Here is a 12,220-nt window from a genome sequence, read left to right as displayed (position 1 = left end):
GATACCTTCTTCAACCAATTGTATACCTACTTCTGTGGTATTGCTGATGATTATCTCTAAAGAATCTGAAGCAGCGAAATCTAAGACCTCGTTCCATTGTTTACTTGCTGTTAATACCCTGCTTATCGCTGATGAAACTATATTTTGCTCAATGGTATTACCGTTTTCTATCCCTTTGATACAAATGGTGTACAGGTTATCCTGATGATCAAACTCATCGGTACTGCCATGATCGGTAGATTTTACTACCACAATACGTCCATTAAATATTCCTTGTCTGTTCGCTTTATCGATGAAAAAATCTGGTAAACCACGTAGTAAAACTCCTGTGCCGAACTGTAATACTTTTTCGGGCAGATCAAATAGTTTGGGTTTTGGCTTTATCAAGCTTTCTGATGAAACCAGGCTTAAGTTTTTCTTATTTAAAATCATGGTCTTATTTATTTGGTGCCTGCTTTAAAAGCCAATACATTAATTCTTTTTAACTTATGGTTTACCAACCCATAACTTTGCATTTTAATGCACTTAATAAAAATTGAGTAAAATATTTTTTAAAAATTTCTGAGCTATAGCGGGACATTGAGCTACATAGTCTCATTATGAGAGAAAAATCTCAAATTAATGAAACAATTAATACTATAAAACCTAAGACCTGCTAGGAACTATACGATCTGAGAATTGTATGTTTTTGCTAATAAGCTTGATGATTCTTTGTCTAGGTAATAAGTGCAATTTGGATGCAGTTGTAAAATACTAGCGGGATAAATGTTGCTTACTTCCTGCTCTATGCTGTCTTTAATTGCTTGAGCCTTTCTTTCATCAGGTACAGAGCATATAATATGAGATGACTTCATAATCTGTTTTACTGACATACTTATTGCTTGATTAGGTACATCAGAAAATGATTTAAACCATCCTTCTCCAAACTGTTGCATACGACATTTATCATCTAAATCTACAACTAGATAAGCATCCTCTATATCAAAATCTGCAGGGGGATCATTAAAAGCAAGATGACCATTTTCTCCTACGCCCACTAGAGCTACATCAATAGGATATTGTGAAATGGCCGCCTGTAATTTTTTTATTTCTTCAATAGCATTATTTTCACCATTAATTAAATAAACTTCTTTTAATGATTTTACTTTTTGTAGAAAACGCTCTTTTAAATACTTTCTAAAACTAGCAGGTTCTGTAACTGGTAAGTTTATATATTCATCAAGATGAAACATCACCACTTTGCTCCAGTCAATGTCTTCTTTTATCAATTGATTAATGGTTTCAAACTGACTTGTTCCAGTTGCCAGAATTACATTAGCTTGTCCTTTTTTTTCTATAGCATCCCTAATAAGGATCCCAGCAGCTTTTCCTGCAACCTCGCCTAATTGGAGCGGATTCTCTGAAATAATAATTTTCATAAAATATATTTGAGTTAAATTTTAAACTATAATTAATTAATCTTTATTTAGAATAAATTTTGTACTAAACCATCTGAAATACTCACTTAAAAAGATATATTATTTTGATTTATCTATCTCAAATGATTTCACTTTTAATGTTTTAAGCCCGAAAAATTCTAATTGTTATTTTACATAACTTTCGCTTTAAGCTGCTATAATTAATGATTAATTAATTCTAAACAAATACTTTAGCAAAATCGAATTTTATATAAATTGGTAGTTTTTTGAAATCCAATAATATTGAACATCAAAGATCCCTAACAAGCTCGTAAGTCAAATGTATCAAATAGGATTATACGTTTTATACCTTCTCAATTATTAAAAAGCGAGAACGTTATCGATACCGTTATCGAAATAGTAGATTAACTAAAGAGGGGATTAGTTAATTAAAATAACGCCACATAACGTAAAAATGGATAGAGGATTATATTGATTATATAGTTTTAGAGCTGGATTCTCTGACAATAAGTTTCCCAGGAAAAACAATCTCTTGAGGATGAAAGTTTTTTCTTTCAATATGTTTTAACAAAAGTTCGCAACTTTTCTTACCAATTTCAAAAGCAGGCTCGGCAATAGTGGTGAGAGCTGGTGAAATAATTTCTGAAGACGGATCATTTGTGAACCCTACTACACCCATTTCTTCACCAACTTTAATTCCTTTACTTTTCAAATAAAGTATAGCCCCAATGGCTTTTCTATCATTAGCGGCAAAAATGGAATCCGGCCTATCAGCTAAACTCATCAATAATTCAGCATCTTTTTTACCATCTTCCTGAGAAAAACCAGAATGAACAATCCACTCTTCTTTAGTAGATAATTGATGTTTATGAAGTGCATCTAAATAACCCCTTAAACGATTTTGAGTAAAAGTAAGGGTATCAGGACCAGCAATATGGGCAATCTTTTTATAACCATTTTCAATTAGATGCTCTACACCTTCAAAAGCTCCATTATAATCATCTTGCAAAACTTTTGAGGTTTCTAAATTATTGGCAACACGGTCAAAAAAAACAATAGGTATTTCGTTAGCCATTACTTCTACGAAATGATCAAAATAATCCGAATTTGATGCTATAGAAACTAATAAACCATCTAAACTTGTTATAGGTAAATTGCTGATAATGTCTATTTCTCTTTCAGGAGAATCATTAGTAACGTATAATACAATATTATATCCGCTTTGATAAGCTACTTCTTGTATTCCTGTTATCACAGTTGAGAAATAATAATTGGTAATAAAAGGTAATATTACAGCAATGTTATGACTACTACCTTTAGCTAAACCAGTTGCATTAAAGTTTGGTTTATATTTAAGTTTAATAGCCATTTCTAGCACCTTTTCTCTTGTTTCTTTATTAACATCATAGGTATCCCTTAATGCTCTAGAAACTGTAGAAACAGAAATGTCAAGTTCTTTAGCAATATCCTTAATGGTAATGAAGTGCTTCATTTAAAATTAATAATATGTTAGTTTGTGAATGTATCAAATATCATTGTGATTTACAACCTTAAGATCTTTATTAGATTTAATGTATAAATTGTTTCCAGCGTTAACTAATAAAACGTTATATCTTTATAAGATTTAGTAGTCTCATTTTATGACATTTAAGACTTTTAGAATTAATAGAAATATATTTAACTTAAGATTCAGAGGAATCAAATAAGATTTTATTGGTAAAGAAGTTAATCTATATTCATTGTTTTTAAAACTATCTTAATACTGGGGTTTACTGGACATGGCAATTTCCAATTTCAAGATTTGAATACAAATAAGGGGCACTAAAATTATTTACTGAATATTTGTTTATTCTCTTTTACATTTAATTTATTTCTTGCTCTCCGTTTTGATATACAATATTGCCTTTAATAATGGTAGTTTGAATATTGATATTATCATCAAAAATAATGACATCAGCATCTTTACCTACAACTAACGACCCTATTTTATGATCTACCCCCATAATTCTTGCTGGAGTTGCTGTAGCCATTTTAATCGCTTCAATCAATGGAATATCTGCCTCTTTTATCATTGTTCTCAATAATCTATCGGCAGTTGCAACACTTCCTGCAAAAGAACTTCTATCTGGTAATTTAGCTACACCATCTTCAACAATTACCTTTAAACCAGTATTAATATTACCTAATACACTATCTCCAGGAGGCATACCTGCACCACGCATCGCATCTGTAATCAATGCAATTTTATCCGATCCTTTAATTTTATAAATTAGTTTTAATAAAGGCGCAGGTAAATGAACTCCGTCGGCAATAATCTCTACATCCATTTCATCAATCAAATAGCCCGCTTCTATTACTCCGGCAAATCTATGTGCATTTTTTCTACTTACACCCGACATTGAAGAGTAAAAATGTGTGGCTAAGGTATAACCATTCTCAAACGCTTCTAATGCTTCTTCATAAATTGCATCAGTATGGGCAATAGCCGCTAAAACACCTTTAGATCGTAAATAACGTCCAAATTCAATAGCGCCTTTTAGTTCAGGAGCTGCACTCCATCTGGCAATTGATTTTGAGTAAGCCAATACTTCTTCGTACTCTTTAGGGTCTGGATTTCGAATAAATCTAGGGTCTTGCGCACCACGCTGACTCATGGCAAAATAAGGTCCTTCTAAATGCATCCCAATAAATTGAGCACCATTTTTATTTATTTTATGAGCAGTTTCGAAATCGTCTAAAGTTTTTAAAAGGTCTTCTTTTTCGCTGGTTAAGGTTGTTGGTGTTAAGGAAGTTGTCCCATATTTAGCATGACATTCTGCAATTTTTAAAAATGCATCAACACTTCCATCCATAAAATCAAAACCACCACCTCCGTGTACATGTATGTCTATAAATCCAGGTGATACATAAGCTCCATTTGCATTAATTTCTTTAGCATTAGGCACTTCTAAATTCCCAGCATTTACTGCCTCTATTTTACCATCCTTTATTAAAATAGAACCTCCTTTAATCAATCTAAAGGGAGTAATGATATTTGCATTATAGATTTTAATTTGATTGCTCATCGATTTCTATTTAGTTTAATCTATTATGCTACCCATTTTCTCAATAAATGCCCTTTAAAAGCATAAAAAACCAAAAACATATAACAAGGAAAAAGTACCCAATAGGCTTCTCTATGATTAAATATATCAGCGAAATAGCCATATAACAAAGGCATAATTGCATTACCACACAGACCCATAATCATTAATGATGCACCTAATTTGGTAAATCTACCTAATCCATCTAGTGCTAAAGGCCATATACCTGCCCAAACTAATGAATTAGCAAAACCTAATAAAACTACAAACCAAATAGATATATCGGCTCTATGCCCTAATAAATTAATTTCCCCATTACTAAAAATAATCATTATCGTAAAAAAAGAACCTAATAACGTACATATACGTAAAGCGTTTTTTTGACTAATAAATCTAGGAATACAAATGATTCCTAATGTATAACCCAATATGGTTAATGCTAAAGTATAAGAAGGGAAAACTTTAGCTTCCATTAAAGGAATTCCCATAGAATCTGCATAGCCTATAATTGTATCTATAGCTATTACCTGAGTCCCCACATGTAGGAATATTGCTATTGCACCTAAAATTAAATGAGGAAATTGAAATATACTTTTTTTGTCTGAATTTGCTTGAGCTTCAACCTCACTTTCAGCCTCGGTATTGATCTCTGGTAATGGAGAAAAAATCACCATTAAACCTAATCCAAACAATACTACACCTACAACAGCATAAGGGATAATCACTCTCCTTATTAATTCATCAAGTACAATTTCTCTTTCTGATGGAGACATCAAAGGTATTTGCTTAAACAATTCACCATCTGTTGACCTTAATATCACAGCAGCAAATAATAAGGGAGCTAAAATTCCTGCTCCTTTATTACAAATCCCCATAATACTGATACGTTGCGCAGCTCGTTCCTTTGGTCCTAAAACTGTGATATATGGATTTGCGGCAGTTTGTAAAATAGCCAAACCCGCCCCTAGTGTAAATAGCCCTATTAAGAAAATCTCATAAGTTCTGGTGTACGCAGCAGGTAAAAACATAAATGCACCTAAAGCCATTACCCAAAAACCAATCATCATTCCTTTTTTAAAACCCACATTCTTTAATAAGTAAGAAGAAGGAACAGACATTACTAAATAAGAAATATAGAAAGCAAAGGCAACTAAATAAGATTGAAAATTACTAAGTTCGCAAGCTATCTTAAAATATGGGATTAGTATTGAGTTTACCCAAGAGACGAATCCGAAAATAAAAAACAATACTCCAATTATCAAAATAGAAATATTGGTGTCTCTTCTGTTTAAGGATGTAACATCTACCTTTGTGATTTCTTTATTCATGTTTATCTGTATTGTTTATTTTGTTTTATGATTAATACAATTAATCTGTTTAATTTTTAGAGATATAGAATGGTCTGCTCTTAAAAATGCAATAGCGTTCTAATTAATTTACAAAAGATAATTAAAGAATAAATTGAAGTCTTTCTACTTTTAACAAGCTATTTTTTTATTACACATTGAGGTGCGATTAAAACCCATGATGTTGTGTAGTTTATTTTTTTAGATGATTTATGATTTTTCATAAGAGGGCATTTCCAATTTATTATTTAAGCTGTATCACTATCATCGTATAAACATCAAGTTTTGGCACAGTAAAAGCTAAGTGTCCATCACTTTCTTTAAAAGCCATCTTCTCATCTGGGGCTCCGTCTGGTGACATCATAATTATTTGTTGTATCTTTTTCCTATCGGTAATCAAAACATCAACTTTTATATCTGCAGGAGATGTTTTTTGATAATCAAAATTTACTAAATGTAATATCAATTTACTTTTATCTGTTTTCTCCGTTAGCTCCATAGTTACCGTTTGCGGTGCATCAATATGTAACGAAAGCTTATTTCCTGATGCCCACTCTACTGCATCAATCAACTCATTGTGATTTAATGCAAGCTTTAAATATTCCCCAGCAACAGGAATTAATAGCGGCTTTTTAACCGACGGTTTTACCTCAGGAATGTAAACTACCCTTCCTTTTCCTGCTTGATGTTTTAGAACATTGATTTTTAAAATATCTTCGGGTAAAGATCTTTTTTGCCATTCTGGTGGATCGATTTTAAACAAATCATTTAATCCAAAAGCTATTTTTCTTAAATGCCATTCATTGTATAAAGACGTGTGCTCTGTAGCCACTAAACCGCCGCCATTCTTTACAAAGTTTCGAACTAACTCTAATTTATCATCGCTTAAACTCTCTTGGTCTGCCAGTACAAGAACCTTGTATTTAGATAGATTTTTAAGCTGTTCATCAAAAATAACATCAAATGGAACTTTACCTTGGATAAGGCTTTGCTCATAAAGAAATGTGCTAACGTAAGGGCGTTCACTATTATTAGCCATACTGTTGTAAGAATGCAATACAGCAACATCGGCTATGTTATTTACGTCACGATAATCATTAAAGTTCTTTTTGAAAAATTTAATGTATTCCTGTTCATCTTTAGTAAGAACATATGATTTTTCCGGTAAAGCGCCTTCCATTTCTTCAGTACCGGAAATCAAACCAAAACCTTGGCGATTATAAGCCATAGATTCAGCCATTTTAATTTTACTGGCACTTACATTAGTAAAGACTCGGTTATTCAAAGTCCTTGCCATTTTAAATGTACGTATTTTAGATTGTAAAGCACCGTTTTCGTTCATACCTGTTTGCTCACCTTCAGTCCAGAAAAAATCTGTATGCGATAACAGCCGTGGAAAATCTACGCTATACTCCATCATGGTATTATTACCTGATAAACCATGCGGATTGCATTCAACTGCTACTTCAGGATTTAGTCCTCTAATATATTTTTCCATTTCACCATAATAATCTGCAAGCTGTTGGCATCTAAAATCCATCCATTCTTGCATCAAAGGATCATCCACACGACTTGGTGCTTTAACATATTTTGGAGGTTCTACATAAGTAACATCACTAAATCCAAACCTTTTCTTAAGCATTTCTGGAGTATATTTTTTTCTCAGAAATATTCTGAAGTTTTCTGCTGCCAGTGGATGATAAAAAACCGGTGGGATACCATGAATTGATGAATTATCAAAATGCACCAAGTCCGTTTTCAAATCTTCCACAGCAATTTTGAGCACACGTTTCATGTAGGCCTTATATTCTTCATGCTGAAAGTAAACCAATTTACGAAAAGTTTGGCTACCGTAAGTTACAGGCAAACCCATAAAATCAGGCGCAATCCACTCTTTAGCATTTGGTGTTTCTAATAAAAAGGTCTCATAGGCTAAAGTGCTTCCAATATAAACACCAACTTTAAGTCCGTTTTTTTTGCACAAAGCGGCTAACTTAATAGCATTTTCCCGTTCTTCTCTCTCTGCCTCTAAGCCAAAACCTTTGTAAAAGTGTAGCATTATGATTGTAGCTCCCATCGCTTTAAATTGCTTAACACGTTCTTCAGTATGTTCTGCCGCATACTCAGCGGGTTGCCATAATGGATTTCCACCAACACGGGTTCTAAATGTTGGTTTAATATCCCAGTTACCCACCATTAATATTGGAAAATCTTTAATCCATGATGGACGCTTTAATGTTTCACTATATTCTTGAGAAAAACATAATGTTGTGGTTAAAAAAAGCTGAATGAAAAAAAGTAATTTAACTGATCTTATCATGATTTATTTTGAGGCTAGTACTGCTCCAGAAGCTGGATTAAGTGTAATTTCTTTTTCTATTAATTCGCCATTAAGCATTCTAAACTTGCCGGGAGGTAATCGAACTGTAATTGAATCTTTAGATGATGGATTAACAAGTGTCATACCTTTAGTATATTTTCTGCTCCAAACACCTTTTGTAATTTCTTCTGGATTCTCTAACGGTTCGCCAATTATTATATCTAACTCTTTTCGATAATCAAACGTATGATACAAGGTCGTTTTTTCGTATCCACTTAATGCTAAAAGACTTTTTGGCCCCCTTGATAATAAAAAGTTAGCCATTATCCATTCTATTTGCTGTTGAGATGTTGTTGCGACTTTACCCTTCACTTGGTTAATAGAAACATACGATTTTGTTGGCGTTATCGTACGCAAAAATGCAAAGGATTTTTTCCAAACTTCATCAGTAATATTTTCGCCCCGGTGTGAGAAACCAGTTTCATCAACCCACATATCTACCGCATTAATAACCTTCAAAATAACTTTTGGCGAAGCAGTTGTTGCCTTAATATTTGCAGAAACACGTATACCTAAGGGATTTAATTTATTACTCAAAAACTGCATCCAATCAATCATAGATTTATGAAAAGCTGGATCATCTTTTTTACCAGTATACAATTGTATCCAAGTATCCCCTTTAAAGTGTCCAATACTTTTTGGCCAATTACCTAAATCTACATTATCCATTGCAACCATTTTATAACCACTTTTAACTGCTGGTAGAATAAACTCATTCAAATAAAATTCTTGAACTTCTGGATTTGAAACATCTAACGGAGTTAGACCCCCGTAATCGTAAATATAGCCGTAGGCAGGTGTTACCTTATCTTCCTGATACATTATCCAATCTGGATGGTTTTGTTTGTACCATTCTATAGTTAATTTTTTGTCAGGGTTACGTATTGATGGAAAATATTTACTTGATATTACACCCGCTTGCACTTTGGGTTTAGAGGCACCCCAGATGTAATATACTTTTGATGCATTAGTAACATATTGCTCTGGGTCAGAAACTTTAGAATCAAATATTTGCGCTAAAGGAATACCTCCGGAGGGTATCTCGATAAAAACCTGTTTACTCGTGTCCTTTTCCTGAGCAAATACTTGTAAACTAATTACAGTTAAAAAGAGAAACTTTAAAATTTTCATAAGCTATTTAAAATAATGTTAACGCATGCTCCCATATCAATGCTTGCTTGATGTCTAAATTTATGAATTATCCAATAATATTAATGGTTTAACTGCTATAAATAGCGAGAACGTTTCCGACAGCGTTATCGCCACGCGAATAGGAATGTAAATTTATTAAACTGCTATTCATTAAAAAGATAAACATATCATAGCATATAGTTTCATTTAAAAATCTATAATAATCATTAACTAAAAAAGCAATAAAAATTGAGCTATATATTAGTGAGAAGGGGGATACTTTTATGAAAGAAAGCTATATGTAAAAAACTCTTTTTTAAACCAAGATAAAGCTTAGTCTAAAAAAGAGCTGAACATTTTTAATAATAATATCTAGTACTATTCTTTCAAAAATTTAGAGGTAGAAATTTTCCCATTATTTTGTGAATAAACAATGTAGGTTCCTGATTTTAATTCTGATAGATTAATGCTTGTAATATTGCTTAGATAAATTGGAAATACTTTTTTAACAACGACACCTAAAGTATTGACAATTTGAATTACGTCACCCTTACTTGATTCTGGATGAGTAATTTGCATTAAACTCGTAATAGGATTTGGATAAATCGCAAAATTTTGACTGTAATTTTCAATTACCTTAATCGTACTATAATCTAACTTCCCATCTAAATCTATTTGTTTTAATCTGTAGTATGATAGTCCAATTAGAGGATTTACATCTAAATAATTATAATTGTGATTACCACTTGTATTATATGATTTCACAAATGCAATTTCCTTAAAATCTTTTCCATCTCTCGATCTTTCAATTAAAAATTTTTCTGTATTAACTTCGTTTTGTGTTTGCCAACGGAGATCAACTTGATTTGTTAAACTAGAATTTAATTTTGCCGCAAAACTGATAAGCTTTAATGGTAATGTAGAAGTATTTTGGACTGAAAAAGCGCCAAAATTAGATATACCTGTGTTTAAGGTTGCTGAATATATATTGGCTATTGGCCCACTAATATTAGCCGCATTCTCATCCCAAGTGGCACCATTTAAACGAATAATTGAAACTGGACTATTTGGATTAAAACCTGCAGCTTGAGCGGTAGTTCCCCAACCTAATTTAATTATTGCTGTTGCTCCAGCAGTTTCTGGCTGTATGTCCCATTGTCTATTTACAACTTTTGTTTCTGTTGGTGTAACTGTAAATGTTGGTGATAACCCTACTGTGAAATTACTTAGCGTACCAGAATTATTAAGCGTAACAAAATTAGGTTCGGTAGATGATGCTAAACCAATTGGAAATATAACATCTGTATTATCTACTTTTCGTTTAACTTTTCCTGTTCCTGCTAATTTAAAATAGTTAGTACCGTAATTAATTGTAGTTGTATTGGTAGCATCTATCAATCCTCCACTTGCTACGTTTATATTCACCTTTCCGTCATTAACCGTTGAGGCAGAATTCACCAAATTAAGTCCTGAACCTAATTTTACTAAACCAGAAATATTTAAATTAACATTAGATAAACTATTTGAAGAGTTAGGAATTAAATTAGCATTAACAGTTGTACTTGATAAATCTAATGTACCGTTTATGTTATAAGTATAATTTCCACCTGTGACAGCGTTTGTACTACTAGAAGAATGGAAATAAGTATTTGGGTTTAGTAATTTTACCGTTTTATCAGCATTTACTGTAATGGTATAGTCATCTGTAATAAGATTTCCACTATTTACAAATGCAGAAAAAGCAGCTGAGCTTTCGGCTACAATGTTTACATTTTGATTAACAGTTAGCGTACAAGCCTGTGTATTTCCTCCAAGAATTCTTAATCTGGCAACCTGAGTTGTTCCACTACCTTGTATAGTTAAACTTGCTGCTGTTGTAGGTACCTCTACTATTAATAAGGAATTTGAAATTGTATTACCGAGCGTTCCATTATTTTGGAGAATGGCATTCATACCCGCAATACCACCTACCCTAATTGATGCACTTGCTGTAGCATCTAAAGTTCCTCCGCTTTCAATGGTAAGATTACTGCATGTATTTGTAGAAGATAATGTAATATTATGTCCATTTCTTATTGTTACATTTCTATTACTTCCTGGTTTAACTGTGGCCGTAGTCCATAATTCGGTACTAGATGAATAGGTTTGCCAATTGGTAACTGTGTTCCACTCTCCTGAGCCATTAGAGCGATAATCTCCTGTTACTTGAGCATAAGTAAAATTCACCAATACTAAGAAAAATGCGATTGCAGATATTTTTTTAATGATCTTTTTCATATTTATATTTTTTAAAGTGTTCCTATTATTAATACTTCTTTAGTTACCAGATATTTAGATGTTATTACATTTGTAGTCCATGGGTAAACCCTTAAATAAAAGGTTTTATCTTTTGGTATTTTAATCTCCAAATTTTCGAACTTGTATTCTTTTGGTAATGCACCTGTAACAAGCTCTATGGTTTCTTGCAAGGGTTTAAAGTGCTTTCCGTCTACAGAATAAGAAACATTCACTCTTCCGGCTGAAGATGAATTGAAACTTAAATACATCCCAACACTAGATATTTTTAGATCCCCTTTTTCTGCTTTAACAGTATATTCTGTATATCTTTCAGAATTTTGAATATTTTCTTTTGGCCAATTTGAATCTAGAGGCAATAACCTTTGGGAAGAACTAGAAATATAACCAGCAACCATTAAATTAGATAATGTTTGATTACTTGCTTTAATATTGCCCTCTGTAATTACTTCCTGATTTTTAGATAAATTCCAAATGGCTTTTACTTTTTCTTGTGCCGATGAAAGCTGTATAATGAAAAGCGAATTAATAATTATACAAGTGAAAAATTTGAGCTTATGTTTCATA

8 protein-coding genes and 1 pseudogene are annotated in these 12,220 nt (G+C 32.3%); all 9 read right to left on the bottom strand.

Going from position 1 to position 12,220, the window contains the following annotated elements:
• A pseudogene (locus tag A5893_RS17295) lies at positions 1–432 on the bottom strand (tagaturonate reductase); the annotation flags it as partial.
• Positions 433–662: 230 nt separating this feature from the next.
• Positions 663–1,418, bottom strand: a complete 756-nt coding sequence (locus A5893_RS17290; protein ID WP_068823847.1) for a glucosamine-6-phosphate deaminase — start codon at positions 1,416–1,418, stop codon at positions 663–665.
• Positions 1,419–1,893: 475 nt separating this feature from the next.
• Entirely contained in the window at positions 1,894–2,910 is a 1,017-nt protein-coding gene (locus A5893_RS17285) for a LacI family DNA-binding transcriptional regulator (RefSeq protein WP_068823846.1), read from the bottom strand.
• A gap of 370 nt (positions 2,911–3,280) precedes the next feature.
• Complete coding sequence (gene nagA, locus A5893_RS17280) at positions 3,281–4,483, bottom strand: N-acetylglucosamine-6-phosphate deacetylase (RefSeq protein ID WP_068823845.1); 1,203 nt, start codon at positions 4,481–4,483, stop codon at positions 3,281–3,283.
• Between the two features lie 23 nt (positions 4,484–4,506).
• The gene (locus A5893_RS17275; RefSeq protein WP_068823844.1) at positions 4,507–5,829 is read right to left on the bottom strand and encodes a sugar MFS transporter; all 1,323 of its coding nucleotides are present in this window, start codon (positions 5,827–5,829) and stop codon (positions 4,507–4,509) included.
• A gap of 262 nt (positions 5,830–6,091) precedes the next feature.
• Positions 6,092–8,167 (bottom strand): alpha-amylase family protein, encoded by a 2,076-nt coding sequence (locus A5893_RS17270; RefSeq protein ID WP_068823843.1) that lies wholly within the window; start codon positions 8,165–8,167, stop codon positions 6,092–6,094.
• A 3-nt stretch (positions 8,168–8,170) separates the two neighbouring features.
• The gene (locus A5893_RS17265; protein ID WP_068823842.1) at positions 8,171–9,358 is read right to left on the bottom strand and encodes a putative glycoside hydrolase; all 1,188 of its coding nucleotides are present in this window, start codon (positions 9,356–9,358) and stop codon (positions 8,171–8,173) included.
• Between the two features lie 378 nt (positions 9,359–9,736).
• Complete coding sequence (locus A5893_RS17260; protein ID WP_068823841.1) at positions 9,737–11,635, bottom strand: T9SS type A sorting domain-containing protein; 1,899 nt, start codon at positions 11,633–11,635, stop codon at positions 9,737–9,739.
• A gap of 11 nt (positions 11,636–11,646) precedes the next feature.
• Complete coding sequence (locus A5893_RS17255; protein WP_068823840.1) at positions 11,647–12,219, bottom strand: hypothetical protein; 573 nt, start codon at positions 12,217–12,219, stop codon at positions 11,647–11,649.
• Position 12,220 lies beyond the last annotated feature (1 nt).

Origin of the sequence: Pedobacter psychrophilus, from assembly GCF_001652725.1 — a bacterium.
GTDB lineage: Bacteria > Bacteroidota > Bacteroidia > Sphingobacteriales > Sphingobacteriaceae > Pseudopedobacter > Pseudopedobacter psychrophilus.
The sequence above is the reverse complement of the archived record's forward strand: the minus strand, read 5'-3'. Positions and strand labels throughout refer to the sequence as shown.

Excerpts from the sequence above, each read along its gene's own strand:
- A5893_RS17290 (WP_068823847.1), bottom strand. The coding sequence starts at position 1,418 with ATGAAAATTATTATTTCAGAGAATCCGCTCCAATTAGGCGAGGTTGCA.
- A5893_RS17285 (WP_068823846.1), bottom strand. The coding sequence starts at position 2,910 with ATGAAGCACTTCATTACCATTAAGGATATTGCTAAAGAACTTGACATT.
- nagA (WP_068823845.1), bottom strand. The coding sequence starts at position 4,483 with ATGAGCAATCAAATTAAAATCTATAATGCAAATATCATTACTCCCTTT.
- A5893_RS17275 (WP_068823844.1), bottom strand. The coding sequence starts at position 5,829 with ATGAATAAAGAAATCACAAAGGTAGATGTTACATCCTTAAACAGAAGA.
- A5893_RS17270 (WP_068823843.1), bottom strand. The coding sequence starts at position 8,167 with ATGATAAGATCAGTTAAATTACTTTTTTTCATTCAGCTTTTTTTAACC.
- A5893_RS17265 (WP_068823842.1), bottom strand. The coding sequence starts at position 9,358 with ATGAAAATTTTAAAGTTTCTCTTTTTAACTGTAATTAGTTTACAAGTA.
- A5893_RS17260 (WP_068823841.1), bottom strand. The coding sequence starts at position 11,635 with ATGAAAAAGATCATTAAAAAAATATCTGCAATCGCATTTTTCTTAGTA.
- A5893_RS17255 (WP_068823840.1), bottom strand. The coding sequence starts at position 12,219 with ATGAAACATAAGCTCAAATTTTTCACTTGTATAATTATTAATTCGCTT.